The 25,228-nt window shown below is 39.3% G+C and carries 27 protein-coding genes and 2 pseudogenes; 9 read left to right on the forward strand and 20 right to left on the reverse strand.

The features are described 5' to 3' along the window. Positions 1 to 2 precede the first annotated feature (2 nt). Positions 3 to 1,349: an aspartate aminotransferase family protein gene (locus tag RGB74_RS15285; RefSeq protein WP_310760160.1), complete on the reverse strand. Its 1,347-nt coding sequence runs from the start codon at positions 1,347 to 1,349 to the stop codon at positions 3 to 5. A 305-nt stretch (positions 1,350 to 1,654) separates the two neighbouring features. Further along, positions 1,655 to 2,632, reverse strand: coding sequence for a S66 family peptidase (locus RGB74_RS15290; protein WP_310762899.1), 978 nt, complete (start codon positions 2,630 to 2,632; stop codon positions 1,655 to 1,657). A gap of 185 nt (positions 2,633 to 2,817) precedes the next feature. Here RGB74_RS15290 and RGB74_RS15295 point away from each other — a divergent pair, with 185 nt between their 5' ends. Then, positions 2,818 to 3,522, forward strand: coding sequence for a DUF421 domain-containing protein (locus tag RGB74_RS15295; RefSeq protein ID WP_310760161.1), 705 nt, complete (start codon positions 2,818 to 2,820; stop codon positions 3,520 to 3,522). Positions 3,523 to 3,579: 57 nt separating this feature from the next. Here the strand turns inward: RGB74_RS15295 and RGB74_RS15300 are convergent, their stop codons facing one another. The 4 genes from RGB74_RS15300 to RGB74_RS15315 form a co-directional block, all read right to left on the reverse strand. Beyond that, positions 3,580 to 4,041: a GNAT family N-acetyltransferase gene (locus RGB74_RS15300; protein ID WP_310760162.1), complete on the reverse strand. Its 462-nt coding sequence runs from the start codon at positions 4,039 to 4,041 to the stop codon at positions 3,580 to 3,582. A gap of 386 nt (positions 4,042 to 4,427) precedes the next feature. Further along, positions 4,428 to 5,090 carry a type 1 glutamine amidotransferase domain-containing protein gene (locus RGB74_RS15305; protein WP_310760163.1) on the reverse strand — a complete coding sequence of 221 codons (663 nt, stop codon included), beginning with the start codon at positions 5,088 to 5,090 and terminating at the stop codon, positions 4,428 to 4,430. A gap of 112 nt (positions 5,091 to 5,202) precedes the next feature. After that, a complete protein-coding gene (locus tag RGB74_RS15310; RefSeq protein WP_310760164.1) occupies positions 5,203 to 6,048 on the reverse strand; it encodes an aldo/keto reductase in 846 nt (281 codons plus the stop codon). Between the two features lie 94 nt (positions 6,049 to 6,142). Then, positions 6,143 to 6,643 (reverse strand): NUDIX hydrolase, encoded by a 501-nt coding sequence (locus RGB74_RS15315; protein WP_310760165.1) that lies wholly within the window; start codon positions 6,641 to 6,643, stop codon positions 6,143 to 6,145. A 190-nt stretch (positions 6,644 to 6,833) separates the two neighbouring features. Here RGB74_RS15315 and RGB74_RS15320 point away from each other — a divergent pair, with 190 nt between their 5' ends. After that, positions 6,834 to 7,067 carry a transporter suffix domain-containing protein gene (locus RGB74_RS15320; RefSeq protein WP_310760166.1) on the forward strand — a complete coding sequence of 78 codons (234 nt, stop codon included), beginning with the start codon at positions 6,834 to 6,836 and terminating at the stop codon, positions 7,065 to 7,067. A 63-nt stretch (positions 7,068 to 7,130) separates the two neighbouring features. Beyond that, the gene (locus RGB74_RS15325) at positions 7,131 to 7,334 is read left to right on the forward strand and encodes a hypothetical protein (RefSeq protein WP_310760167.1); all 204 of its coding nucleotides are present in this window, start codon (positions 7,131 to 7,133) and stop codon (positions 7,332 to 7,334) included. Between the two features lie 20 nt (positions 7,335 to 7,354). Here the strand turns inward: RGB74_RS15325 and RGB74_RS15330 are convergent, their stop codons facing one another. The 3 genes from RGB74_RS15330 to RGB74_RS15340 form a co-directional block, all read right to left on the reverse strand. Then, on the reverse strand, positions 7,355 to 7,927 hold the full coding sequence (locus tag RGB74_RS15330) for an MFS transporter (protein WP_310760168.1): 573 nt from the start codon (positions 7,925 to 7,927) through the stop codon (positions 7,355 to 7,357). Then, a complete protein-coding gene (locus RGB74_RS15335) occupies positions 7,924 to 9,360 on the reverse strand; it encodes an FAD-binding oxidoreductase (protein WP_310760169.1) in 1,437 nt (478 codons plus the stop codon). The genes RGB74_RS15330 and RGB74_RS15335 overlap by 4 nt, the downstream gene beginning before the upstream one ends. 211 nt (positions 9,361 to 9,571) lie before the next feature. Continuing rightward, positions 9,572 to 10,018, reverse strand: a complete 447-nt coding sequence (locus RGB74_RS15340; RefSeq protein WP_310760170.1) for an MFS transporter — start codon at positions 10,016 to 10,018, stop codon at positions 9,572 to 9,574. 231 nt (positions 10,019 to 10,249) lie between these two features. Between RGB74_RS15340 and RGB74_RS15345 the strand changes: the two genes are divergently transcribed. Continuing rightward, positions 10,250 to 10,627: a hypothetical protein gene (locus tag RGB74_RS15345; RefSeq protein WP_310760171.1), complete on the forward strand. Its 378-nt coding sequence runs from the start codon at positions 10,250 to 10,252 to the stop codon at positions 10,625 to 10,627. A 35-nt stretch (positions 10,628 to 10,662) separates the two neighbouring features. On the opposite strand, the gene RGB74_RS15350 is transcribed toward RGB74_RS15345, so the two are convergent. Beyond that, positions 10,663 to 11,865 carry a M20 family metallopeptidase gene (locus RGB74_RS15350; RefSeq protein ID WP_396135980.1) on the reverse strand — a complete coding sequence of 401 codons (1,203 nt, stop codon included), beginning with the start codon at positions 11,863 to 11,865 and terminating at the stop codon, positions 10,663 to 10,665. A 324-nt stretch (positions 11,866 to 12,189) separates the two neighbouring features. Here RGB74_RS15350 and RGB74_RS15355 point away from each other — a divergent pair, with 324 nt between their 5' ends. Continuing rightward, a complete protein-coding gene (locus RGB74_RS15355; protein WP_310760172.1) occupies positions 12,190 to 12,816 on the forward strand; it encodes a class I SAM-dependent methyltransferase in 627 nt (208 codons plus the stop codon). Between the two features lie 263 nt (positions 12,817 to 13,079). On the opposite strand, the gene RGB74_RS15360 is transcribed toward RGB74_RS15355, so the two are convergent. Beyond that, positions 13,080 to 13,586: a GNAT family N-acetyltransferase gene (locus tag RGB74_RS15360; protein WP_310760173.1), complete on the reverse strand. Its 507-nt coding sequence runs from the start codon at positions 13,584 to 13,586 to the stop codon at positions 13,080 to 13,082. Positions 13,587 to 13,715: 129 nt separating this feature from the next. Further along, positions 13,716 to 13,995 (reverse strand): annotated as a pseudogene (locus RGB74_RS15365) (IS1595 family transposase); the annotation flags it as partial. Positions 13,996 to 14,165: 170 nt separating this feature from the next. Between RGB74_RS15365 and RGB74_RS15370 the strand changes: the two are divergent. Then, positions 14,166 to 14,822, forward strand: a complete 657-nt coding sequence (locus tag RGB74_RS15370) for a class I SAM-dependent methyltransferase (protein ID WP_310762901.1) — start codon at positions 14,166 to 14,168, stop codon at positions 14,820 to 14,822. Positions 14,823 to 14,870: 48 nt separating this feature from the next. Here the strand turns inward: RGB74_RS15370 and RGB74_RS15375 are convergent, their stop codons facing one another. After that, on the reverse strand, positions 14,871 to 17,153 hold the full coding sequence (locus RGB74_RS15375; RefSeq protein WP_310760174.1) for an ATP-dependent DNA helicase: 2,283 nt from the start codon (positions 17,151 to 17,153) through the stop codon (positions 14,871 to 14,873). Between the two features lie 191 nt (positions 17,154 to 17,344). Here RGB74_RS15375 and RGB74_RS15380 point away from each other — a divergent pair, with 191 nt between their 5' ends. Next, on the forward strand, positions 17,345 to 18,304 hold the full coding sequence (locus RGB74_RS15380) for an isopenicillin N synthase family dioxygenase (protein WP_310760175.1): 960 nt from the start codon (positions 17,345 to 17,347) through the stop codon (positions 18,302 to 18,304). A gap of 146 nt (positions 18,305 to 18,450) precedes the next feature. Here RGB74_RS15380 and mscL read toward each other — a convergent pair whose 3' ends face one another. The 3 genes from mscL to RGB74_RS15395 form a co-directional block, all read right to left on the reverse strand. Next, positions 18,451 to 18,912 carry a large conductance mechanosensitive channel protein MscL gene (gene mscL, locus RGB74_RS15385; RefSeq protein WP_310760176.1) on the reverse strand — a complete coding sequence of 154 codons (462 nt, stop codon included), beginning with the start codon at positions 18,910 to 18,912 and terminating at the stop codon, positions 18,451 to 18,453. Positions 18,913 to 19,053: 141 nt separating this feature from the next. Beyond that, complete coding sequence (locus RGB74_RS15390; protein WP_310760177.1) at positions 19,054 to 19,587, reverse strand: 2'-5' RNA ligase family protein; 534 nt, start codon at positions 19,585 to 19,587, stop codon at positions 19,054 to 19,056. Positions 19,588 to 19,590: 3 nt separating this feature from the next. Then, on the reverse strand, positions 19,591 to 19,884 hold the full coding sequence (locus RGB74_RS15395; RefSeq protein WP_310760178.1) for a hypothetical protein: 294 nt from the start codon (positions 19,882 to 19,884) through the stop codon (positions 19,591 to 19,593). Positions 19,885 to 20,049: 165 nt separating this feature from the next. Between RGB74_RS15395 and RGB74_RS15400 the strand changes: the two are divergent. Further along, positions 20,050 to 20,130, forward strand: a pseudogene (locus RGB74_RS15400) (YjcZ family sporulation protein); the annotation flags it as partial. Positions 20,131 to 20,358: 228 nt separating this feature from the next. Here the strand turns inward: RGB74_RS15400 and RGB74_RS15405 are convergent. Beyond that, positions 20,359 to 20,814 (reverse strand): NUDIX hydrolase, encoded by a 456-nt coding sequence (locus RGB74_RS15405; RefSeq protein WP_310760179.1) that lies wholly within the window; start codon positions 20,812 to 20,814, stop codon positions 20,359 to 20,361. A gap of 227 nt (positions 20,815 to 21,041) precedes the next feature. Further along, on the reverse strand, positions 21,042 to 21,320 hold the full coding sequence (locus RGB74_RS15410) for a hypothetical protein (RefSeq protein WP_310760180.1): 279 nt from the start codon (positions 21,318 to 21,320) through the stop codon (positions 21,042 to 21,044). A gap of 336 nt (positions 21,321 to 21,656) precedes the next feature. Here RGB74_RS15410 and RGB74_RS15415 point away from each other — a divergent pair, with 336 nt between their 5' ends. Then, positions 21,657 to 22,496: a 5'-nucleotidase, lipoprotein e(P4) family gene (locus RGB74_RS15415; protein WP_310760181.1), complete on the forward strand. Its 840-nt coding sequence runs from the start codon at positions 21,657 to 21,659 to the stop codon at positions 22,494 to 22,496. 234 nt (positions 22,497 to 22,730) lie between these two features. Here RGB74_RS15415 and RGB74_RS15420 read toward each other — a convergent pair whose 3' ends face one another. Next, positions 22,731 to 23,984, reverse strand: coding sequence for a homoserine dehydrogenase (locus tag RGB74_RS15420; RefSeq protein WP_310760182.1), 1,254 nt, complete (start codon positions 23,982 to 23,984; stop codon positions 22,731 to 22,733). Beyond that, positions 23,971 to 25,068 (reverse strand): homoserine O-acetyltransferase MetX, encoded by a 1,098-nt coding sequence (locus tag RGB74_RS15425; protein WP_310760183.1) that lies wholly within the window; start codon positions 25,066 to 25,068, stop codon positions 23,971 to 23,973. The genes RGB74_RS15420 and RGB74_RS15425 overlap by 14 nt, the downstream gene beginning before the upstream one ends. Between the last annotated feature and the right edge of the window lie 160 nt (positions 25,069 to 25,228).

A 25,228-nucleotide genomic window follows, 5' to 3' on the forward strand; every position in this document is an offset into this window, starting at 1 on the left:
CTCTAATTTAGTGCGGCTCTTACCGCATCTGTAAATATCGCGATCACATCATCCAGCTGTTCTTCCGTAATGATTAATGGAGGCAAGAATCTGATGACACTTCCATGTCTTCCTCCGACTTCTAGAATTAGTCCCCGGTTAAAGCACTCTCGCTGTATACGGCTTGCAAGTTCAGGGTTCGCCTCATATGTGCCTTTCAATTTTGATGGAACACGCGGATTAACAATCTCTGCTCCTATCATCAAGCCCAATCCTCGAACATTACCGATTTCCGGAATCTCATTTTGTAAGATTGATAGCTCCAGCATCAGCTTTTCACCAAGCTTTGCTGCATGCTGTGATAATCGATTTTCCTTGATATAACGCAATGTTGCAGTTCCTGCAGCCATAGCCATCTGATTACCGCGGAACGTCCCGATATGTGCTCCCGGTGACCATTTATCAAGTTCCTTGTCATAAATCACTACCGATAACGGAAGGCTACCGCCGATTGCCTTTGAAAGGACAACTACGTCTGGAATGATGCCTGCATGTTCAAAAGCGAATAGCTCTCCAGTACGCCCAATTCCTGTTTGCACTTCATCAATAATTAAAGGTATGTTGCGCTCTTTTGTGATACGACGCATTTCTTGCAGCCACTCGATTGGTGCTGGGATGGATCCGCCCTCACCTTGAACGACTTCAAAGATCATCGCTGCCGGGGACAAAATACCGCTCTCTGGATCATCAAGCAGATTCTCAATGTATTGTGCACTGATTTTGTGCGACTCTTCTCCCCCGATTCCAAACGGACAACGATATGCATACGGATATGGCATAAAATGAACATCAGGCATTAACCCTTGTACTTTTTCCTTTGGTCCTAAATTCCCTGAAAGTGCCATCGTTCCGTGAGTTGCTCCATGATACCCCCCTTGAAAGGAAAGAATGCTTCTTCTTCCTGTTGCCGTTTTTACAAGCTTGATCGCTGCTTCAATCGCGTCCCCTCCTGTTGGTCCGCAAAACTGAATCTTTGCTTTTCGGGCAAATTTTTCTGGTAAACTCGCAAATACTTCACTCACAAACTCTTCTTTTACAGGAGTTGTTAAATCTAATGTATGTAATGGCCGTTTGTCATGCAGTACTTTTTCGATCGCATCAATTACAACTGGATGGTTGTGGCCAAGAGCTAGTGTGCCTGCTCCAGCAAGGCAGTCTATGTATTTGTTTCCGTCAGCATCTTTCACATAAATCCCTTCTGCTTCCTCAATTGCGATCGGAATACGCCTCGGATAAGATCTTGCGTTCGACTCTCTTTCCTCCTGTTGTTTAAGGTATTGTTTGTTCTTTTCTATTTGTAAGGTGCTCATGTTTGCTCCTCCTTATTGAAAATAAAATTTCTGTATTGAAAATGATTCTCATTATTATTTACATGTATAACAATAGTTGATAATGATTATCATCGTCAATGATAGTTTATGCCTAACTTGTTTACAGAAATATTCCTTGCTGTATTTGAGCAATAGTTCCAAAGTCCTTTGTCTTACATAAGGATCAAGGGTGATATTCTGATGGCGAATTCTCATTTCGCTCATATTTCTCATATAGCGCTCGTATTTCTCACATCCCGCTTCATAACCAAATAAAAAAAGCCGCCAGTTGGCGACTTTTTCCTTTATTGATTTGATATTTTGATAGAAACTCTGCCTTTTTGTGCTTCCAACTCACACCTTCCTCCAATCGGAAAGGTAAAGATCGGAGTTGTATGTCCAAAATCTGCGTTTACAACAACCGGTATGTTGCTCAACTCTTCTTTCGTTTGTATTACATAGCGCAGCTCTTCATCTGAAATATGGGACACCTTTTCAAAACGGCCGATAACTAATCCTTTAACACCAATAAATCTCGGCTGATGAATAAGTGACTGCAGATCCCGGTCAAAAGTACGTGCATTTACTTCAGAATCATCTTCTAAAAATAAAATAGAATTCTCTAAATCCGGCATATACTCCGTTCCTTGAAGAAGATTAAGTGTACAAAGATTACCTCCGATCAAACGGCCTGCAGCACTTCCTTCATGAATCACCTTATATCCAGAATTCGGAATAAACTCGCGGTCTTCTTGATTTCGATACCAACTGTCATTGCTCCATTGAGATGATGGTTTTAACTCGACCTCGCAATCCTCCATCAATACTTTCTTAAAATATTCCAATGTATATTCTAATCCTTTTTTCATTCCGAGCGAAGAAAATGCCGGACCCGAATACGTAACTAGCCTTGTTTTTGTGAAAATCGCATTTTGGAGTGCTGTAATATCCGAATACCCGCAAAATATCTTTGGATTAGCACGAATTAAATCATAATCCAAATACTTTAAAAGCTGATTAGAAGTGAAGCCGCCAATTGTTGAAAAAACCCCTTTTACATTTGGATCCAGAAAAGCATCATGCAGATCTTCAATACGCTTCTCAATTGGCGCAGTCATTAAAGCACTTGTAGCCATAATATTTTTGCCATACGTTACTTTCAAGCCTAACTTTTCAAAAGCTGCAATAGCTTGCTTGGCATTTTCTTCCGAGATGATTCGGTGCGTTGTTGAAGGTGCTACGACTCTTATTTCGTCTCCATGCTGTAAACGATTAGGTATGATTGTGTTCATGTTGGTTCATCCTTTTTGTATGAATAGAATAATTTGTTTAGAACTTCTACATGCTTTCAGAAAGCTTGGTTTTATTAATATCGGTACCCATTTAAAAACTAACAGCATCGGGCCGGTTAAAATTTGATAATTTTCGACTATACTAACAAAATCAAAATTTTTCAGAGGTGCCATACATGTTGGACTTTTATCAGAGCCAGGAATCTTTAACAGCAATAGAATGGATATTAAGAGCCATTTTTGCCTTTTTCTTTTTGTTATTAGCAGTAAAATTAATGGGACAGCGAACCATTTCACAGCTTCGGCTATTGGATTTTATCATTGCATTGATCTTTGGAAATATCATGGCCCATCCTCTATCAGATCAGCATCTTGGCTTAAAGGGATCCTTTATCACTATGACTGTTATGATAATTTTATATGTAGGTTTTACATGGATTGGACTTCACTGGAATCCATTACGAAAACTAATTGATCCTGCACCATTAATGGTTGTTAAAAACGGACAAATTTTATATCACAATTTAAAAAAAGCACGCATCTCTATAGACATTTTACTTTCAGAACTTCGAAAACATAGGGTGACTGACATCCAGCAAGTAGCTCTGGCTTTATTTGAATCAAATGGTACCGTCACATCTTTTTTACATCCTCAATTCCAAACTGTAACACCAAAAGATATGAACTTCCCTCCAAAGCCATTTGATTATCCGCAAATCATTATTAAAGAGGGGAAAATCAATCATAAAGAGCTTTTCGAGACTGGAAAAAGTAAAGATTGGCTCATACAACAACTGCAGAATCGACAAACAAAGTTGTCTGAAGTTTTACTTGCCACACTAGATCATCATGACAACCTTCATTTAATGTATTTTAAATAAATTTCATTAAAGCAAAGCAGGCAGCAATTCTAATTGATTGTTCATTTTTTTCCACCCTCATTCAATAGACAACAGCCAAACCTCTTCGTCACCAAACATCTGTGTTGTCTTCTTAAATCCAATCGTTTCATAAAGTTTTTTTGCATATTGATTTTCTTTATGCACCGTTAATCGGATCTCGCTGCATTGCGCAAATTTTTCTTGAATCCAAGCAATCATTTCCATTAATGCTGCGCGTCCAAAGCCTTTCCTCTGCTGGGAAGCATCAATGATGAAACCATTGATCCAATAGCTATAGGTCGTATGTTCCTCATAAGCATGCATAATAAAACCCACCATTCTATCTCCGTCATAAATGGCAAAAGGAAGGTACTCCACTTGATCACCGTCTGGCTTAATGTATACTTTCGCAAGCGAAACAGCTACAGAAGGGACAAAACTCAATTGGTCTTCTCTCACCTGCAGATTCAGGGCTTCTTCCCAATTGTCGCGCGTCACTTTTCGTAAATTTACTTTCATTATTTTTCTCCTAAAATGTATTTCCTTCTAAAAAATTCTCTTTACAATTTCATATTCCTTTTTAACCTATGAATTGGTTCAGCTCCCGATTTACTTTTCCATGCTCTTCCCAGAAAAGTCCGTGTCCGCTCTTTTCCATTGGTACTAGTTTTGATTTGAGTCTGAATAAAGGTGAATTGAGTCACTTTGTGGATGAATTGAGTCTCTTTTTACATGAATTGAGTCTCTTTTTGCATGAATTGAGTCTCATTTAAATTAATTAAGTCTTTCTACACATTTCGACACATGTCGACACAACCACACCCATTAGCATCAATTCTCATCCGTCTCAAACGTCAGCACAAAAAAAACGACCAGCATCAGCCAGTCGTTTCCATCATTCTTATTTATTGTTTATTCAGTACTTCAATCATCCCGATAGCTACACTTCTGCTTGATTGAGGATTTTGACCTGTAATGAGGTTGCCATCCGTAACCGCGAAATCCTCCCATTTACCAGCTCGCTGAAATTCAGCTCCTAGTTCACGAAGCTTTGTTTCTAATAAAAACGGCACTTCCTTCGTCAACTGCATCTCTTCTTCCTCTTCATCCGTGAAAGCAGTAACAGTCTTTCCTTTTACGATTGGCGTACCATCTTTCAGGGTCGCCGTTGTCAGTCCTGCTGGTCCGTGGCAAACACTGCCGATAACTTTGTTCGTTTGTGCCATCTGGCTTACCACTTCTTTTAATTCCTCACTCTTTGGAAAATCAAAGACTGTCCCGTGACCACCCGGCAAGAAGATAGCGTCGTAGCTGACAGCATCTTCATTGCTAAGCTTTGCTGTATCCTCCAGAATCGATAAAGCTTCTTTGTATTCTTCCCGATCAACTCCTTCTAAGCTGTTGGGATCCAGCGGAATCTTGCCGCCTTGAATACTTTTTACTGTTATATCATAGCCGCTTTGACGAAATTCATTAAATGGAACGGCATACTCTTCAAGCCAAAGTCCAGTTTTATTCGTTCCGATATTTTGGTGGTTTGTAACTACAATTAGAATTCTTTTTGACATACACGCACTTCCTTTCTTTATCTACGGTTTCATTCTTCCCGATTTATTTTTTTTGAAACAAAAAGGGGTATAAAAAAACTGACCATCTAAGTCGATAGTCAGCATCATATAGTTATTCAAACTGCTTATAAAATTCGGAATCGTCGGGATCTACGCCATTTCGCTTATTTTGATTCAGAGAAGAGATGCGCGACATTTCTTCTTCACTTAATTCAAAATCAAATATTTCACCATTTTCTTCAATTCGATGTTTTGTAACAGATTTTGGGATTGTTACAACACCATTTTGAATGTCCCAGCGCAAAATAATCTGTGCCACACTTTTGTTATGTTTTTCTGCCATTTCTACTAAAACAGGTTCATCGAAAATTTCACCTTTTAAAAGTGGACGCCATGCTTCAAGCTGAATGCCTTGGTCTTTACAATAGGATAATAAATCTTCCTGAGTAAGACGCGGGTGGTATTCAACTTGATTCACCATCGGCTTGATCTGGGCATCAGCTATTAGATCTTCCAAATGGTGCTGTTTAAAATTACTTACACCAATCGCCTTTGCTTTTCCATCTTGATAGATTTTTTCCACGGCTCTCCACGTTTCTTTGTACTTTCCAGGTACAGGCCAGTGAATCAGGTAAAGGTCGACATACTCAAGACCCAGCCTTTCTAAGCTCGCGTCCAATGCGGCAAGTGTCTGATCATAACCTTGATCAGTGTTCCAAACTTTTGTGGTGATAAAAAGATCTTCTCTTGGTACGCTGGATTCACGGATAGCTTTCCCAACGCCTGTCTCGTTATCATAAAAACTTGCTGTATCAATGCTTCTGAAACCTGCATCGAGCGCCCATTTTATCGCTTGAACAACCTCTTCGCCTTCTTCGGCCTTGTATACACCTAGACCCAGCCACGGCATGTGGACACCGTTATGTAAAATCGCGCGATCATGAATACTGTTTACCATAAGAATCCCTCCTTTCTGTTATTTTGGCATATTTTCAAAGCACTTTCTATTTTTTGAGCCGCCTCTGTCTGTCTAAAATATGTATATTGTTTATCTAGATCAATCCTTTTAACCGTGCAAGCAGTAATCCATGTGCTAATTCACTGTCTTTCCAGGTTCCTTGTTCGATATTATAAAACGCTCGTTCAATCGGTATATGAAAAGATTGAATGGAAGCTTCCTTTTTCTCTAGCTTCTGCTGCTGGTACTCAAGAATTTCTCGAGTAAAATATACGTGTGTAATCGTATTTGCCAGACAAGCACTAGGCTGGATACTCCCTAAAAATACGGTTTCGCCGCAAACGATCCCTGTTTCTTCTAAAAGCTCGCGTTTAGCGGCGTCTTCAGGATTCTCATCCAATTTCATTCCCCCGCCTGGAAGCTGGATAATCACTTCATCTACAGCAGGGCGATATTGACTGATTAAAATTAAACTTTCGTCCTCTACGGCAACCATGACTGCTGCTTCATTCGGGTTTTCTTTTAAGGTTATTTTTCCAAATTCATCTTCGTAAACTTCTATATCTTTTTCTCTATTTTGATACACAAGTTCCATTCAATCGTCCCCCAATTTCACAACTTTTGATTTTACATTATCCAAATTTGGAAAGATTTTCAATACATTAAAATTGGTAAATGTGTCCAATTGTTGTAAAATTAATAGTTGAAACAGCTATTGGGAACTTTTTCAGCCGTCATCTCGTATGTTAGTGATCATTTACTAGAGAAAAAGGGAGTATGCATCCATGAAAAAATCACTAGGTATTATATTAATCATTACATCATTTATTTTATGGGGATTTATTCTCGTCGTCCCTTTTTTATCGTTTAGCGGTACGACGAAGACTGTTCTTGTCACAATCTTAGTAATAGCCGGAGAAATAACATTTTGGCTGGGTGCAATTTTTGCCGGAAAAGACATTGTAAAAAGATTCATTCAAAACATTTGGCAGCGTATGAAAAAGGAAGAAGATCAATAATCAAATTACTGAAATCCAATATTTGAAAGAAATGTAACCACCTATTTTAATAGAGTGGAAGAAATGGATTCTAATATGCCTATGACTGTCAAACTAGAAGATGGCACGTATGCCGATATACGGATAAACCGCGTAATTACAAAGGAACTTTTATGGTCTGATCAAAAAGAAAAAACACCGTATCTCATTTCGTTCATTGTTACGGAGAAAACCAACAATCCATGGACGAAGGAAGACATGATTAAGATTACAGAATCGATGGAATGACATAGATAAAGCCCGGCAGTTCAAGTCTGCACGGGCTTAGTTGTTTCATGGATCAAATTCATTGAAGACGACCTCATTAAAATGACAGATGAGATTACATACAAAAAAGAAGCCAGGTAAAACAAACTTCCAATCGTAAGAAAATCAATCAAATATCCAGTTGCAATTACTGCTCCCGCTCCCCATACACTCGTCCATAAATGATAGTTTCCTATTTTTTGTCCAATCTGTTTGCCTGTCGTTTGTCTCGATAACGCTGTTTTTTCAGTTGTTTTTTGAACCGCTCCCAAAATGCCCATCACGATTTGCAAAACATAGAGTGCGGTTATCGTCTCGATAATCGGGACGACGAGCATCATTACTGCCATTCCCCATGTGTAAAGCAGCAAAAGTGTCCGGTCACCTATTTTATCAGAAAGCCTCCCAATGACTGGGTGAACGACTGCACCAGTTAAAGCGAATAACCCGTATGCCAAACCAAATTGCGAATAGCTGTCTCCAATGTTCCGGATCAGCAGCAAATAAAACGGAAATACCATGGAGCTTGCTGTCATCAACAGACTTTGTGATGTTACGAATGTACGATAATTCATTTTCCATACCTCTCATAAAACAGATTTTTAAACCGTTCACCCGAATCCAGTTCACGTTTCTTCTCAAAAAACTCGTCAATTCGAGGGTAAGCATCACGCAGCTGCGACTTTGAAGGATACGAATAATATGGCAAATAATAACTGCCGTTATGCTTTAATGTGATATCGATCATTTTTCGTACTATACTTTCCGTCTTCTTTGTCTCTTGTTTTGATCGTCCCTGGTTGATCAGCAGCACTAGAGCAAACATATCGTCTTTTGCATAAGACAGCACCGCATTCTCATCATGCTCGACATAGCGAATCGTAATATTTAAAAGGTTCAAATCTTCCTTTCTTAACAAAATCCGAAGGTCATCCACATATGCCGTAAATTGGTCAACTGGTACAAAATATTCCTGCAGCACTTCGGTACGGTTCGCATTCTCATATTCCATAAATTCACTATCGGATCTCATTACATTATTTCGAGATTCATACTTTCCATCGTTATTGATGAAATACTTCTTTTGTGTATTCCATAAAAGATTCTTCCCCGTATCACTGTAACGTGATAATCCCAGCATAAATTTCGGAAGTGTCACAATCTTTTCTTCTTTTAAATCCTCATATTCTATTAATTTCTTTTGGTCATTTGCGAGCAAATAGTCTGTTACATACATTTCTTTCAAAAATGAATCAGGAGCAACTGATAATCTTGCAAGATGCATTCGTACAAACCGGTCGTTCTTCACATTCTCTTTAAAGTAGGCCGTATATTGTGAATAATCCAACTCCACTGTACGGTGCTGGTATAGCTCATCGTCAGCAAGCTGCAGTGTCACATCAAGAATAACGCCAAAAAGCCCATAACCTCCAATCACGTAAGGAAACCACTCATTGTTTTCTTTCCGGCTCACATTAATGATCTCACCATCTGCTTTTAATAAACGAAAAGACTCGACTGTATCCATTAATGAGCCATATCGAATATCCCTGCCATGAACATTTACACTAAGAGAACCGCCTATTGTAAAAATATTTTGCGATTGCATCACTTTTAACGATAAACCATATGGATTGATTTTCTTTTGTATATCAGCCCAAGTCGCACCGCTTTGAACCGTAATTTTCTTCGCTTTCGGCTGAAAGTCTAAAATCTGGTTGTAACTTTTCATATCAATCAAAGTACCGTTAGGGTAGAGTGTTTGCCCGCCTTGGCTGTGCTGCATACCAGCAATGGCAATTGTTTCATCATTTCGAATTGCTTCCTTCATCCATTGCTGCAGTTCTTTCGTTGAACGGGTCGCTGGAACAATTTTCATCCTAGTCGGTAAAAGGTTTCCAGCATCTCTTACTGTATCTGTTTGCTGTTGGTTAGAGAACACATGCAGACTCGAAAATAATGCTGAACAATAGATCAAGACTGCAGCAACAATCCATCTCTTTTTCATCATCAACCCACCTGATTAGAATAGTGTAATATTACACTATTATTATAAAAGGAATCATGTTCACATGACAAGTAATATTTTCCAATTATAAAACGCCTAGAAAAATTCTAGACGTTTCTTTTAAAGAGTACTTAAACTCGTTTGATTAATACGTACTATCCTCTCAGGAATCTTGCCCAAATTGTCAATCATTAACTCTACCAATGTTTTACTATACCTGCAGGGAACTTTCATTCAAATGTGGTTTCGAGGTTCGGCCAATTTTCATAACAATCAAACTTGCCATTACACAAAACGCTCCTGCTGAAATAAAACTAAAGTAATAACTTCCCAGCATGTCATGCAGCAAACCTCCACTAAATGCTGCAATGGCTGCGCCTATTTGATGGGCTGCCATAATCCATCCAAACAATATGCCTGCTCTTTCTTTTCCGAATATATCTGAAGTTAATTTTATTGTAGGAGGTACGGTAGCCACCCAATCTAATCCGTAAAAAAAATTGATGGCGAGAGATAAAGAGACAACTGAGCGGTTCCAGCCAAAATCGTTTTCTAATGGAACCATCAAAACGCTGGGCATAGACCGAATGCCTGCGCCTACTATTAAAATACAAAACGTAATTGCAACCATAACCCACCCATAATGGATTTTCTTCATATGTACGCCCCTTGTTATCTGTCCTTTCATTCAATATAATCGGCAAATTACTATTTGTAAAATTGAAATAACTTATGTGAGTAATAGGGTTCATCTGCTTTAAAATGATTCTTGAGACTGTGAAAGCCTATCTATTAAGTAATATTAAAATATAGAAGAAAAAGAATAAAAATGGTGATTTGTACAAGCACTCCCTTTACACTCTCATATAGTAATATGGGGGTGATATTAATGATTAAGAAAAAAAGATGCGAAAGTTCTTCTTCTAGCAGTTGTCATGGTAAAGGCGGCAACGGAGGAAAGGGTAAAGGCATGAGTGTAGGTGAATCTCCTAACGGTAAAGGTTCAACTGCATCTGCTGGCAACGCAGGATCCGGAGATGGTTTAGTAAGCGGTCTTCGCTCTATCCTACAAAACGATTCAATTTCTCAGGGTCTTTCATCTAAAAAGAAAAAAAAGAAAAAAAAGAAATCGTCTGAACATAACGGTCCTCCTTGCACTAACAGTACTGATACTGGCGGCAACGGCGTCACTGACGAAACTGACAACACTGACGGTAATGGTGGCGGTATAGCAATAGATTATTCACGTTTTGTAGTTTCAGACTAATATTGAAAAAGCCCCGGAGATCCGGGGCTTCCACGTTATTTCGTCACTTCCAATTTTTCTTCTGAGTTTTGTTTCAAGTAAGTAAGCGTTGCAGCTCCTAGTAAATTCGCTGCTATCAATAATGCATCTTCATTAATTTTAAATTTAGGATGATGATGCGGATAGGTTTCTTCCCAAGTAACATCTTCAGCACCGGTAAAGAAGAAGGTTCCAGGGACTTTTTCTAGATAGTACGCGAAATCTTCGCCGCCCATTTGCGCCTCAATTTCTTCTAATTTAACAACTCCTGGAACCTTTCTTGCCACTTCAACGAAAAATTCAGTATCTTCCTTATGATTGACTACTGCAGGATAACCGCGCTTATAAATATATTCATAAGAAGCGTCAGCAGCAAGGCATGTTCCTTTTGCAATACGGTCGATTTCTTGCTCAATCGTCACCCTTACATCTTCTTTAAACGTTCGGGCAGTCCCTGTAAGTGTAGCTGTGTCCGCGATCACGTTGAAAGCATTCTTCGCTTCAAAAGCGCCAACAGATATTACCGCAGCATCCAGCGGATTAACCCGCCTGCTCACGATTTGCTGCAGATTGGAAACAAGCTGTGCTCCAATTACTATACTGTCTTTTGTTTTATGAGGCTGTGCACCATGACCGCCTTTTCCCTGCACTTTTATCGTAAATGAGTCTGCTGCAGCCATTACTGGACCTGTTCGGTAACCGACTGTTCCAGTTGGCATCGGCGCCCATAGGTGTGTACCGTAAATTACATCGACACCATCTAGACAACCGTCTTCAATCATAGGAACTGCCCCGCCTGGCGCCAATTCTTCTGCATGCTGGTGGATGAATACAACATTTCCTTCGAGTTCGTCTTTCATTTCAGTTAACACTTTTGCTAAAACAAGAAGTGTCGCGGTGTGACCATCATGACCGCAAGCATGCATAACGCCCGGTACGTTCGATTTGAACGATAAATCTGTTTCCTCTTGTATCGGCAGTGCATCAAAATCAGCTCGCAAAGCAACTGTTTTACCAGGTTTGCCGCCTCTAAGCGTAGAAACTACCCCTCTTCCGCCTACAGACCTTCTTACGTCCAGCCCTAACTTTTCATGGTATCCTGCGATATATGCCGGCGTTTGTACTTCTTCAAATGAGAGTTCAGGATTTTGGTGAAGGTGCCTGCGAATTTCCACCATCTCATCTTTATAATTTGCTAATAGATTAAATAATTGTTCCAAACCTGCCCACTCCCTTTTATTAAGATCTGCTATACTTCTCTTCGCCAAGACAATGGATTAGTCCTCGTTTAAACTGCATATTCAAACATTTTTTCAAAACATTTAATTTACTAACATTTTACAAGTTGTTCTTTACACTTACAACTGGCATTTAAGAACACAACTTTTTTACTACAATCCAATTTACATCTGCTCTCAACGCTATGTAAGGGTTTTCCATAACAGAATTTTCTCTCAAATTGAATTTACCAGCCTCTTATATTCCGCTATAATGAATCTATTGTTTTGCTTTTCCTATTAAAAAGCAATAAAGGAGCGACCTTGATGGATCTTTTGTTAAAAGAAAGTCTGAAAGCTAGCTATAATGAACAAGCGGATTTCCGAAATAAGATGGAAATAGAAGATTGGAAGCTTACAGAGCTCGATCTATTTATCCACGCACTTCAGCAAAAAAACATGGATACTGTACTTGATATAGGTGCTGGTTCTGGCCAGCACGGAAAATATTTGCAAGAACATAATTTAGATGTTACGTGTATCGACCTTTCTCCAAACATGGTTGAAACATGCCGTTTTAAAGGGTTAAAGGCAGAAGTAATGGATTATTATTCTATGAATTTTGATGAGCAATCCTTTCACGCCGTTTGGGCGATGAATACGCTGCTCCATGTTCCAAAGATCAGCCTTCCTGCCGTTTTACATTCTATACATACCGTTTTAAAAGATGATGGATTGTTCTATATGGGGGTTTATGGAGGGAATGACTCAGAAGGTGTCTGGCAAGACGATTCCTATATCCCTAAGCGCTTCTTCTCTTTTTATACTGATGAAGGAATTCAAGAAGTCGTATCTCCTTTATTTGAAATCATGGATTTTCACGTTGTTGAAGGTGCTGGAGGAAGCTTGAATTACCAATCATTGTTGCTAAGAAAAAAACAAATAGAAGAATAAAGCCGAGATGACTCAAAAGTGGATTTACCCGCTTCTGTGTCGTCTTTTTTGTTAGAATGGTTCATATTTTCACTCAGTTAGTGCAATAAGATTTTTTGTCCAGTCACCTTTTTTGTCACTGCTTCAGCAGGAATAAATGCTTTGTATTGATTATAGTTTGTCACTATTTCGGTTATAAACCAGTATTTTTACCTGTACCTGGATTCTCCCCTAAAGTAATGACCTTTTCTCCTTTTCCATAGTTTCGGATCAGTTCGAAATCTCTAAAGATCGCGTACGTTCCAAACTATCTCGCCGCGCTCGTCGTCCCACGTGCTGTGGTGCCGCTTAAATCCTATCTTTTCTAGAACTCGGAAGGAAGCAACATTCCAAGCGCCTACAGTCGACCAAAGCCTGTGGCGCCCGGTAGCAATCGCAGCGTCCAGGACCACGGATGCTGCCTCAGTCGCATAGCCTTTTCGGTGAGCGCTGCGGAACAGCTCATATGCGATCTCCGGCTCTTCAAGTGTGGTACGACCGATAATCAAGCCACAGTATCCGATGAAATCGCCTTCGTCTCGGCGGCGAATAGTGAGAAGAGAAATGCCATTTTCGACTGCTTTCTTGCGCATCTCGATAATCGAGCTGCGGGCGGATTCAAGAGTCGGCATGTCCACACCACGTTCACCAACTAGTTTTCTTATCCACGCTGAATCGGATTCCTCCCACATACTCAGATCAAGTCGTTCGGTTTTCAGTTGGAACGCCATAGGTTTAAAGAAAGCTGTCATAGTGGAAACCTCCTAGTTATGTCACCGCACTCATAATAGCTTCACATCTCATCACCACATCAGGTTTGAAACCCGGTTAATTCGCGAATCTATTTTCCAAATCTCGCTAACGGAACAATGAACGTACAGTTATTTTGAAAATTTTGATAACTTTAGTTTATCATAAGGTGTGGGGACTGAGAAAAAACAACTGTCTAAAACCATTTGGGCTATCGTAAAGTTATCTTTTATATGTTTGATGGTGTCTAAGAATTGGAACTAGCTCAAATAATGGTCTAGATATTTAGTCGCTGCACCATTAAAACGCTCCGTCCAGCTCTTTAAAGGGCTGTGATAACTGATTTACATTCTGGATGTGATAAATCCCTTTAACTCGCTCCCTGCCATTTGCTTTAAAGCAATGATGCTCAAATTTGCACGTTAAAACGCAAATCCACGTTCACTTAATTCCGAGAATGTCATCCTAAATTTTGGTATAATAAAACTATCCTTCCGTGTCAGTCAAAAGCCGATTTTTTAATATGAAGGGCGGACGAATTTTTGACAAATACGATTACAAAAACGGAACACATTTACGACATGCTTGACTCTTTATTACGTGATGAAGGGGCATTTTGGAATTCTTTTTATTTAAATCGAAATAAGAAGATTCCCTTTTTTGTTGATGCACCTGATGAGAATCTAGTGAACTATGTAGAGAGCGGACGTATCAAACCTGGGCGGGTGCTTGAATTAGGATGCGGTCCTGGACGAAATGCAATCTATCTTGCAGAACTTGGATATGAAGTGGATGCTGTGGATCTTTCATCTGAAGGTCTTCAATGGGCACAAGAAAAAGCGGCTGAAAAGGGAGTAAAAGTTAACTTCATTCATGGAAATATCTTTAAAATGGACTTTCTTCATCAACACTACGATTTTATCTATGATTGTGGCTGTTTTCATCACGTTCCTCCTCATCGCAGAGTCAGTTATCTTAATCTATTAAACAATTGTTTAAAAGAAAATGGCCATTTCGCTATAACGTGCTTTGATGCTGAAGGAATGGGAATGGATGTATCAGATGTTGAAGTTTATAAAGAACGTACGATGAAAGGCGGACTTGGCTACACAATTGAAAAAATGAGAGACGTTTTTGCAGGTTTTCAAGAACTCGAGTTGCGTAAAATGAACGAAATCATTCAGCCCGCTCCTACATTCGGATTACCCTTTCTATGGGCAGGGCTTTATAAAAAATAAAAAAACAAACACTTGGAGCAAATCCAAGTGTTTTTATTCGATAGAAATCTATCTCCTCAAGACAACAAATTCCTGCCATTCTTCCGGCAGCATCTCTATGTACTTCCTCGTCAAAAAGCGGTCGTCTACCAGCACGAGGGTTCCGCGATCTTCTTCAGAACGAATGACTCTTCCGCCTGCCTGCAAAACTTTATTCATTCCGGGATAAACGTACGCAAAATCGTATCCGTTTTTACCTGACTCCTGAAAATAAGATTTCATCGTATCCCGCTCTAACCCCACCTGCGGCAATCCAACCCCAATAATGACGGCACCTGTTAAACGGTCTCCTTTTAAATCGATCCCTTCTGAAAAAATACCGCCCATCACTGCAAACCCAACAAGAGATTTTTCGTGTACACCGTCAAAGTTAGCCAAAAATTCTTCGCGTTCTTCTTCTTTCATCGATGGATACTGCACGATTGGCTGAAAGTCCGGATCGTTCTCCAGCAACCGTTCATACACATCTGTCATATAGCGGTAAGAAGGGAAAAAGACTAAATAGTTCCCTGGCCTTTTTTCAACTAAATCTATTATCATTTCCACGATTGGATCAATTGTTTTTTCACGATCTCTGAATCGTGTCGAAAGCGGTTGAATGAAAACGTCCAGTTGCTCCTTTTCGTAAGGGGACGGCATACGGATAACATAATCTTCTTCCCCGCCTCCAAGCATCTCCCGAAAATAGGATAGCGGAGAAAGCGTAGCCGAAAAGAAGATCCTCGCGTTGTATTTTTTTCCTGTTTGCCGCAATAAATGAGATGGATCCAGGCAAAACAGCCGTACGCTGACTTCACTTTTGTAACAATCAATAAACGTGACAAACCGTTCATCATAATAGGCCGAGATTTTAACCATCTGCATGGCCGAAAAGTACGCCTCAAGCAGGGCTTCGTTGTTCTCTCCACTTGCAAGGAGCTGCTCCGCCTTCATCATAAAAGACTCCAGACATTCTATTAATTTTTCTGGCAGCTCTTGTTCAATCGTTTCTTTTTCCCCGATTTCTTTTTTCATATGAAGAAGTTCATCATTGATAGCTTTCGAAGTCCTCCATACACCTTCATGCTTTCCTTTGTAATCACGTGACAGCTGTAAAAAAGGAGATTTCATGATTTCCGCAGAATACATCCCCCGGGCACGATCTACTAAATTATGTGCTTCGTCCATTAACAGGACAGTGTGCTTTTTCTGTTCTTCAAACAAGCGTTTAAAGGACACCCGCGGATCAAACACATAGTTGTAATCGCAAACGACAGCATCACCTGCATAAGCCAGGTCAATCGAAAATTCAAACGGACACACTCTATGTTTCTGTGCATACTCACTTATAACATCCCTGTCCATCACCGTTTCGTTCTGTAAAATGTCCAGAACTGCGCCGTTAATCCTGTCATAATAACCATCCGCAAACTCGCAATAAGAAGAATCACATCGCGTTTCGTCCTTTAAACAAACTTTGTCTTTCGCCGTAATCGTAACACTTTGAAAAAACAGCCCTTTTTCCTTCATCATCACTAACGCTTCTTCGGCATTTTTGCGGTTCAGTGTTTTCGCTGTTAAGTAGAAAATCTTCTCTGCTGCCTTTTCACCGATTGCTTTAATTGCAGGAAATAAGGTCGATATCGTTTTCCCCGTACCTGTCGGTGCATTTGCAAACAGCGTTTTTCTTTCCAGTATCGACTTATAAACTGCGCCTGCAAATTTCCGCTGTCCGTTTCTATATTGATTAAAAGGAAAAGACAGATCCTGTATTGTTTCATTTCGCTTTAGCTGATTAGACATTCTCAGCTGTGCGTATGTTGCATAGTTTTTCACGAGATCGAGCATGAATATCTCTAATTCATCCCTCGTATAAACCTCTTGAAAACGTTTCTGTTCACCAGACTCGACCTGTACATATGTAAGCTGGACCGTCATTTCTGTCTTTTCTTCTTTTTTCATAAACATATATGCATAGCATTTTGCCTGTGCCCAGTGAACCGGATAAGAGTCACGATAAATATCAGCTAATGGCTTTGCTGTTGATTTTATTTCATCGATCGTGAATGTTTCATCATGAAAAAGCAGTCCATCACAACGGCCTTCCACATTATAATTTATTCCTTCATATTCATATTGAGTCTGCAAAAACACTTCAGCAGCATCTAATTCACCATACGTTTTTTGTATATTCTGATGAGCCTTTGTTCCCTCTGTTAAGGATGTTGCCGTTCTGAATCCCGACTCGATGCTTCCTGACCGATATACATATTCTACTAGTGTCCTGACAGAAATTTTGATAGATTGAGTCAATACTTTCACCTGCCCCGATCGCCCAGCCATTAATATAATAGCTTAATCGTACCATAATATTGATGTTCTTAAGCTTTGAATATCTTCGTCTGATAACGTTTAACAAAAAATAGTTATTGCTATTCAATGCTTTTATGATAAAATTTTAAATGTTTGAAAGCGATTTCATAAAAGTTTAGGAGGACATTAATATGTCTACATTAACTAATTCACTAGTGAAAACATTAAACCTAAAGAATTTTACACATGGTACATCTGAACAGCGTAAAGAATTCGGTGTTCAGTTTGAAGCTGGATTAAAAGAAACAGGATTCATCATCCTTGAAGGTCACGGCGTTAACACTCAATTAATTGAGAAAAACTATGAGCTTTGGGAAAAATATTTCAGCCTTGAAACAGAGATTAAACAAAAGCATGAAGGTGTTGAAGGAGGAGCTCGCGGCTATACGGGTTTCGGTAAAGAACATGCTAAAAACCGTAAAGTTGGAGATCTAAAAGAATTCTTCCATGTTGGACAAGAATTGCCTGTTGGCCACCCGCTTTCAAGTGATTATGCTGCAAACGTTTGGCCGGAAGAACTGCCTGAACTTCGTCAAAATGCATTAAACTTTTATCGCGAATTAGAAAGAGTAGCCCGCAACATGCTTGAAGCACTGGCGATTCAAATGGATCTTCGCCCTCGCTTTTTTGCAGATATGATTCAAGACGGAAACAGCATTCTTCGTGCGATTCACTACCCGCCGCTTGATGAAACTATGGATAAAGGCGCAATCCGCGCTGGAGAACATGAAGATATTAACTTGATCACTCTATTAGTAGAATCTACTGCTTCAGGTTTAGAGCTTCTAACTCGTGAAGGAGAATGGGTTCCTGTAAAAGCTGAAAAAGGACAGATCATCGTTGATGCTGGAGACATGTTGTCACGAATTACAAATGAAGTAATTCCAGCGACTACACACCGTGTAGTCAATCCGGAAGGTGCGAATACATCTCGCTATTCAATGCCATTCTTTGTTCATCCTTACCCGAACAGCTTATTAGAAACAATCCCAACTTGTATATCTGAGGACAATCCTGAAAAGTATCCGCCGATCACTGCTGGTGACTTCCTATATGAGCGCCTTGTTGAAATCGGTCTAATCAAAAAATAAGCAATAATATCTGCTGGTCCAAAGTTTTCTCTTTTGGCTCAGCTTTTTTTTTGAAGTTCAGTTAATTGATAGTGTTGATAATCCTTTGAACAATTTCAACAACGATGTTTAACTGAGCCTTTTTTGAAAAAAATATCAGCCATCCTTTAATAAGATGGCTGATTCACTGAGTCGTCTTCATTTAAATTAGCTGTACAACTTTGACACTTTACAGCACGTAATGGAATAACAGATAAACAATATTTACATTCCTTTGTATCCGGTTCTTTAACTTCTTCCTTTTTCTTAAAACGATTAATTTGTTTAACAACGATAAAAATGACGGCCGCAATGAGTAAAAAGTTAATGATCTGATTAATAAACAGACCGTAATTAAGAGTTGGCGCTCCAGCTTTTTGTGCATCTGCTAAAGAAGAATACGATTTATTCCCAAGATTAATATACAGATTAGCAAAATCAACTTTCCCGAGCAAAAGTCCGATCGGCGGCATAATAACATCATCAACTAGAGACGTAACAATCTTACTGAAAGCCGAACCGATAATGACCCCGATCGCAAGGTCAATAACATTGCCGCGCATAATAAATGTTTTAAACTCATTCCACATGTATCATATTCCTTTCTCTTTCTCTATTCATAGGTATTACCATACATCAAATTTTTTAAAACGTCAGCTGTAAACATTTGTGAAAGACTTGTCTTTAAAACACAAAAGCTGACAGATAATTTCTCCTGTCAGCTCTAATCATCATTTTGATAAATTCACTGTATGAAGGTATTTTACTTCTACACATTCCCCATTTTCAAAATGTGTTTCTAATAAAGAGATACTGACGAGTTGTCCGTGAAATGGCTCGATCCATTCTGCGCAACAATCAAAGGCTTTCACTAAGTTCTCATGTGATAAATGGCTTGCAATCGTGCAATGCGGAACCCATTGTCCTGGCGCATATAATGATTTGGGGTTAACCCATTCTTTAAAATGGTCGTGATAGCGGTTATGAAATTCTGTTAAAACCCTATCCTTAGTCGGCGCTAGAAACAACGTACCGCTGTTCAGAAACATTCCGAGCGACGGATAGAACAAAGGGATTGATCGTTCACGTTGAAAGTATTTGTTCATTTTGTCCTGAAATGTCTTAACATCTAACTCTTCATGAGTCGCAAGCGTCACATGGGGCTTCATTTCATATTGTGAGACAGATGCTTCCTTCAGTTTCTCCCTCCACCCACAAATCTTATCATCAGATCCTTGATCTAAATTTGCAACGATTGCGTACATGTTTTATACCTTCTTCCTTACTTTTATAGTCAAAACAAGCTGATTAGCTCCAAACGCTAAAATGCCATAATAAATCAAATAAATATAAGGACCATTTAACAAAAAATGTTTTGAATAAATAAGCCATGAATAATAAATAAAAATCATTAAGAAGAAGAGAATGACAATGAGTGTGGTTTTCCAGCTCTTCAGTTTGAACAAACCGCCTATCATACCTGCCAGAATACTCATGATCGGAAATACCAAGGTAAATATACCGACAATCGCCATATCTAAAGATCGAATAAAATCGGCCAACTAAATCCCCTCTTTTTTGTGTAATTATATCTAATTGTAAAAATTAGTAAAAGATATTTGTATTTACTACAATCAAACTTTGTCCGTGAAAAATGGGCTAATCTCGCCCAAACCTTAAACTTGTACCTTTAATAAATTGTCTATGTAAAGAAGGAGGTGGGGTAAATGGGATTTAAGTCACACGGTAATAGCTTTGCTTTAATCGTAGTACTATTTATCTTGTTAATCATTGTTGGTGCTTGTTGGTGCGGTGGTTATGACGGCGGTTACTGCGGCGGTTATGGCGGCGGTTATGGCGGTGGTTACGGCTGGTGCTAATGGAAAGAAATAAGCAATCTTCCAAACGCGTTAAACCTTTTGCTTTTATCAACCACTCGTATGAAAAACAGTGATAAAGACAGATTAGAGAGAGAACAGAGAGAGAAGAAGCCTGCCTCTGATGAGAGCAGGCTTTTAAAATGTTGTAAAGAAATATTACGTACAGCTGATCAACTCGTAAGGATCCATTTTCCAAGACTCACTTTTTATCGTTTCTTTATTCGCCATTGCATGCAGGGTCCTAGATCTCGAATGGGGTCTTGTTATCCAGTCTGAAATATTATGCTCATCGATCGCTATAAATCTTGCATCTTGTACTTCTTCAGGCTGTATGACAATCGTTCCTGTTATGTATTTCGCTTTATATATGATCGTTAAAACGTGTCTTGTTGTATTGTAATAGACACCTGTAACCCCGACCAGTTCTATTTCAATCCCTGTCTCTTCCAAAACTTCACGGCAAACCGCTTCTTCTAAAGGCTCCCCTTCTTCCACTTGGCCACCAGGCATCTCCCAAGTATCCGGTCTAAAATGTGTTTTTAATAAAAGCGTTTCTCCTTGATCATTTTGAACAAGAGCAGAAACTGAAACAATATGTTTTGGATGATTCATTAAGGCAGCTCCTTAATCTTTTTATCATGTATCGGTTATATTCTCTATTTATCTATCATTTTCATTTATTTTACATAGAATGAGCTTGAATAAATCATTAATTCATTTGACGTAGAAGGCAGATTCGAAAAGGTTTTTTCCTGATGGCGCGTCGTAATTTACTCTAATATCAAAAAAAGACTCAAAAGATAGTCTTACCACTTCTTTTGAGCCTTTTCTTTCTTTTATTATGCCTTTGTACGAAAGTTTTCTTCAATTTTCTTTATTTCATCCACTACTTCTGTTGAAACACCCGATAAATACAATAGCATTGCTAAATGTTCAGGTGTAATATGAGCACTTCCTACTTCCATTTCTTTAATGCGGATACCTTCTTTTTCTTTTTCCACTTCAAGAATGCCTCCGTGAAATCCTGAACTTAATCGTGCTGTTTTAGTGCCTTCTTTCGTTTCACGCACAACTATTCTGAAATCTCCCATATTGTACTCGTTTGAGACTGTACTCATCATCATTTCCTCCGTTTATGTTTAATCATCACAAAGAAATTATAATACTTTATTTCTTTTAACGGGATTAAAATGTGAAAATTTTGTTATTAGCCATCCTTATAATATATGGACAGGCTACTTAAATTAACAGGAGAAAAAATTTTAAAATAACATTTCCTTATTCATCCTTTTCAACCATTAATCCCATCATATGTTAATAAATGTTATTAAATATATATTTTTATCATTCAAATTAAAGAAAATATTGAAACTATTTACAATGAAAGATATTTTATTAATATAGGGGTAAAGTGTTCAGCTGCCTTCTAAAAAAATTACATAGGGGAGATTATCATGAAAAAATCATTTGCCGTTGTCGCACTCGCGGGTACGTTCGGACTTGGTTCGTTAACGGGTGTAGGTGTAACGAAAGCAGATCTTGAAAAAAGCAGTCAAGAACAAACCGTTATGGCTACAAACTGGTTCCAAACATCAGCAGAAAACAAAGCTTTGCAGATTCAAACTTACAATCAAGCTGCTGAAGAGCTTCAGGAAATGGCAATGCAAGATTATAAGGTTAAGAATGGTACGATCCAACTCAAGAAGAACCAGATTCGTCCTGCTGTCGTATTAGATATTGATGAAACCGTTTTAGATAATTCTCCTCATACTGCATGGGCAATTAAAAACAATGCAGCATATCCTGCTGGCTGGTCTGAATGGATTCACATGGCTAAAGCAGAACTTATTCCAGGATCAAAAGATTTCTTACTAGCGGCTGATAAATTAGGAGTGGAAATTTTCTATGTTTCCAACCGTACTGTTTCAGAAAAAGAAGATACGATGAAAAACTTAAATCTTCACGGTTTGCCTAACGTAGACGACAAACATGTTTTATTAAAAACAACAACTTCTCAAAAAGGCATCCGTCAGGACGAAATCTCTAAGACTAATAAAATCGTCATGCTTATTGGTGATAATGCCAATGATCTATCTGATATTTTTTATAAAGCAGACTTAAAAAAACGTTTTGCTAATGTAGATCAGATTGCGAGTGAACTAGGTTCAAAGTATATTCAATTACCAAACCCAATGTATGGAGATTGGGAAGGCGCGATTTATAACTATGATTTTAGTAAAACAGATGACCAAAAAGCTGCAGACCGCTACAACGCATTAATTCCAATGAAATAAATAATAACAATGGTTTAAGAAGGTGCCAAAACTGCGGTTTTGGCTTCTTTTTTATGCATTTGAACTCTGGGGAACCTTTGAAATCGTGCTGCGTGCGAATATTGAAATTTGAGTGTGTGAATACAGCCTTTTTGTATGTAATCTTCATTCCGAAAAGATATCTACAAAAAAACCGCAGGGTCCACTCTGCGGCTTCTTTATTAAACAGTTGGTATGACACCAGAGATATCATTATTAAAAATTCACGACCTCACTTAGATCGTCAACCTTCTCAAGCTGATCACACGCAACTTCATAAATATGAAGAGAAGTATCACATTTCAAGGCAAGAGCAGCTTCACTTGAGCAATGAATCAAACGATAGATGAGACCTGCTGATTCTTCCTGCTTAACAATGACTGCATCAAAAGAGGCCAGATCTGCTGATAACGGGTCTTTTCCAATCACAACGAGAGCTTGCTGAGATTCTTGGACACTAGCAATTGCTCTTTGTTCCACGTCCTGCGTAAATAGTTTTAAGTTTACAGGCTTAGGCTGCAGCACAAAGGTTAAGTCTTCTACCATGGCACTTGCCGTTGGAAGTTTTCCAGCTCCAGCACCTTGTATCGTTACTTTTCCGGCGAGACTTGTTTCCACCATCACTGCATTTTGCACCCCTTCGATACCGTATAAGGAATGATCAGTGTCTACCAAAACGGGTTTTACAGATGCACTAAGCTGTTCACCCTCTTTTCGGATCCGTGCTAAGTGTTTGATCCTATAACCCCATCGGCTGAACAATTCAATATGTTCCTGTGCGACCTCTGTTATGCCCTGCCTCTCAACATCATTCCAGTTTGGAGCGTTCCCGAAAGAAAGTTCACTTAGAATCATCAGCTTATAAAAAGCATCATAGCCTTCTACGTCGTTTACAGGATCTGCTTCTGCATATCCGAGTTCCTGAGCCGTCTTTAAGACCTCTAGAAATGGCAATCCTTTTTCACGAATTGTCGTTAAAATATAATTAGAAGTACCGTTCAAGATAGCTTCAATCGAGTGTATTTCATTTACTTGCAGCAGCTGTGAAATACTGCGAATGATTGGTGTTCCACCAGCTGTTGTAGCTTCAAAACCGATTCCAACACCCTCCTCATCCGCCTTCGACAGCAGTGTTCTGCCGTGTTTGGCAAACATCACTTTATTCGCTGTGATGATGTGGCAGCCTAGCGCAATCGCTTTTCTTAAATACGTGAACCCCGGCTCTTCACCCACGATCGCTTCAAAAACTATCTGCAGATCAGGAATTCTTAAGATCGCATCAAAGTCTGTCGTAACAAGTACATCAGGATCCACATCTCTTTTTTTCGAACCATCCTTCACGAGGATAGCCTCGATCACGACTTCGTTCCCAAATACAGATTCCAGCTGCCTCTTGTGTGTTTTTAGTGCTTCATAAACTCCTTGCCCAACTGTACCGAAACCAAGCAAAGCTGCTTTAATAGGTGCCATATTTCAACCCACTCTCCTGTGATAAGGCCGCTTTTATATAAGGACCCCATTTATCAAACTCTACTAAAAAACCATCATGTCCAAAATCGGTTTCAATCGAATAGAACGTTCCGTATCGTGTTTGTTTTACGAACTCCTCAATTTCTTCTGGAGGATAAATGAGGTCTCCTGTATAACCGAATGCGTGAACTTCTGCCTGAATTTGAGAAGCTGCCCTTTTCCATCCGCCTAGTTTATCGCCAATATCGTGTGCATTCATCGCATACAGAAGAGTCAAATAACTATCTACATCAAAACGAGTGGTAAGCTTCTCCCCCTGATATGTCATATAGGATTCTACTTGGTAAAAAGACTTGCCTTCTGCATCCCCATCCCGGATTGTACGCTGAAATCGATCGTTAAAAAGCTTTGGCTGACGATAAGTTAAAAGTCCCGCCATTCTCGCAATTTCCAATCCAATTAATCGTTCCCCTTCTTCACGGTTTCCGCTTTTGTACACTGGATCATTTTCAATCGCATGGATCGCCAATCGGTTAAACGCAATTCCGTAATCATTTAAATGAGGAGTTGCTGCAAGAACGAACACTTTTTCAATTAGATAAGGAAACTGAACAGCCCATTCCAAGGCTTGCATGCCTCCTAACGATCCTCCAATTACAGCAGACAATCTCGGAATTCCTAATCCTTCGAGCGCATACCTCTCTGCACGGACCATGTCTCTAACCGTTATGAAAGGAAAACTGTCTTGATAAGGTCTGCCTGTTCCGGCATTTATCGAAGCAGGGCCTGTTGAGCCGCTGCAGCCGCCAAGCACATTAAATGTTATAACTTGATAAAGATTAGTATCAATATAGCTGTCAGGTCCGATGAGACCTCTCCACCAGCCAGGATCCTCTTCTGTGCCATATGCATCTTGATTTCCAGTAAGTGCATGACAAAGCAGAATCACAGGACCTCTAGAATTCCCCACCTTTTCAAAAGCTAATTCTAAGTCTGTTATTAATTGACCGGATTCTAACGTAAACTCCCCTAACATAACCTTACCGGCTTCTCGCGCTGGCTCAATCAAGTTTTTATAGGTCATGGGCTCTCAGCTCTCTTCGGAAAATTTGTTTAGTCATCGAATCTCTCCTTTAGGTGATTTAATCATGGAATGTAAATCGGTATAAAAGCAGGAATAAGGTTTAGGCTAGGAAGTAATGTTGAAGTATTGAGAAGAGGGAAAAATAAAAAACCCCCTTCCT

Origin of the sequence: Bacillus sp. NEB1478, from assembly GCF_031582965.1 — a bacterium.
Lineage (GTDB): Bacteria > Bacillota > Bacilli > Bacillales > Fictibacillaceae > Fictibacillus.

What these genes read in the sequence shown, in the direction of transcription:
- RGB74_RS15310 (WP_310760164.1), bottom strand. Translation starts at nt 6,048, where the DNA reads ATGGTAAACAGTATTCATGATCGCGCGATTTTACATAACGGTGTCCAC.
- RGB74_RS15345 (WP_310760171.1), top strand. Translation starts at nt 10,250, where the DNA reads ATGATTAAGAAAAAAAGATGCGAAAGTTCTTCTTCTAGCAGTTGTCAT.
- RGB74_RS15285 (WP_310760160.1), bottom strand. Translation starts at nt 1,349, where the DNA reads ATGAGCACCTTACAAATAGAAAAGAACAAACAATACCTTAAACAACAG.
- RGB74_RS15360 (WP_310760173.1), bottom strand. Translation starts at nt 13,586, where the DNA reads ATGACAGCTTTCTTTAAACCTATGGCGTTCCAACTGAAAACCGAACGA.
- RGB74_RS15405 (WP_310760179.1), bottom strand. Translation starts at nt 20,814, where the DNA reads ATGAATCATCCAAAACATATTGTTTCAGTTTCTGCTCTTGTTCAAAAT.
- RGB74_RS15355 (WP_310760172.1), top strand. Translation starts at nt 12,190, where the DNA reads ATGGATCTTTTGTTAAAAGAAAGTCTGAAAGCTAGCTATAATGAACAA.
- RGB74_RS15415 (WP_310760181.1), top strand. Translation starts at nt 21,657, where the DNA reads ATGAAAAAATCATTTGCCGTTGTCGCACTCGCGGGTACGTTCGGACTT.
- RGB74_RS15305 (WP_310760163.1), bottom strand. Translation starts at nt 5,090, where the DNA reads ATGTCAAAAAGAATTCTAATTGTAGTTACAAACCACCAAAATATCGGA.
- RGB74_RS15420 (WP_310760182.1), bottom strand. Translation starts at nt 23,984, where the DNA reads ATGGCACCTATTAAAGCAGCTTTGCTTGGTTTCGGTACAGTTGGGCAA.
- RGB74_RS15295 (WP_310760161.1), top strand. Translation starts at nt 2,818, where the DNA reads ATGTTGGACTTTTATCAGAGCCAGGAATCTTTAACAGCAATAGAATGG.
- RGB74_RS15410 (WP_310760180.1), bottom strand. Translation starts at nt 21,320, where the DNA reads ATGAGTACAGTCTCAAACGAGTACAATATGGGAGATTTCAGAATAGTT.
- RGB74_RS15370 (WP_310762901.1), top strand. Translation starts at nt 14,166, where the DNA reads ATGCTTGACTCTTTATTACGTGATGAAGGGGCATTTTGGAATTCTTTT.
- RGB74_RS15330 (WP_310760168.1), bottom strand. Translation starts at nt 7,927, where the DNA reads ATGAATTATCGTACATTCGTAACATCACAAAGTCTGTTGATGACAGCA.
- RGB74_RS15320 (WP_310760166.1), top strand. Translation starts at nt 6,834, where the DNA reads ATGAAAAAATCACTAGGTATTATATTAATCATTACATCATTTATTTTA.
- RGB74_RS15390 (WP_310760177.1), bottom strand. Translation starts at nt 19,587, where the DNA reads ATGTACGCAATCGTTGCAAATTTAGATCAAGGATCTGATGATAAGATT.
- RGB74_RS15340 (WP_310760170.1), bottom strand. Translation starts at nt 10,018, where the DNA reads ATGAAGAAAATCCATTATGGGTGGGTTATGGTTGCAATTACGTTTTGT.
- RGB74_RS15425 (WP_310760183.1), bottom strand. Translation starts at nt 25,068, where the DNA reads ATGACCTATAAAAACTTGATTGAGCCAGCGCGAGAAGCCGGTAAGGTT.
- RGB74_RS15335 (WP_310760169.1), bottom strand. Translation starts at nt 9,360, where the DNA reads ATGAAAAAGAGATGGATTGTTGCTGCAGTCTTGATCTATTGTTCAGCA.
- RGB74_RS15300 (WP_310760162.1), bottom strand. Translation starts at nt 4,041, where the DNA reads ATGAAAGTAAATTTACGAAAAGTGACGCGCGACAATTGGGAAGAAGCC.
- RGB74_RS15325 (WP_310760167.1), top strand. Translation starts at nt 7,131, where the DNA reads ATGGATTCTAATATGCCTATGACTGTCAAACTAGAAGATGGCACGTAT.
- RGB74_RS15380 (WP_310760175.1), top strand. Translation starts at nt 17,345, where the DNA reads ATGTCTACATTAACTAATTCACTAGTGAAAACATTAAACCTAAAGAAT.
- mscL (WP_310760176.1), bottom strand. Translation starts at nt 18,912, where the DNA reads ATGTGGAATGAGTTTAAAACATTTATTATGCGCGGCAATGTTATTGAC.
- RGB74_RS15315 (WP_310760165.1), bottom strand. Translation starts at nt 6,643, where the DNA reads ATGGAACTTGTGTATCAAAATAGAGAAAAAGATATAGAAGTTTACGAA.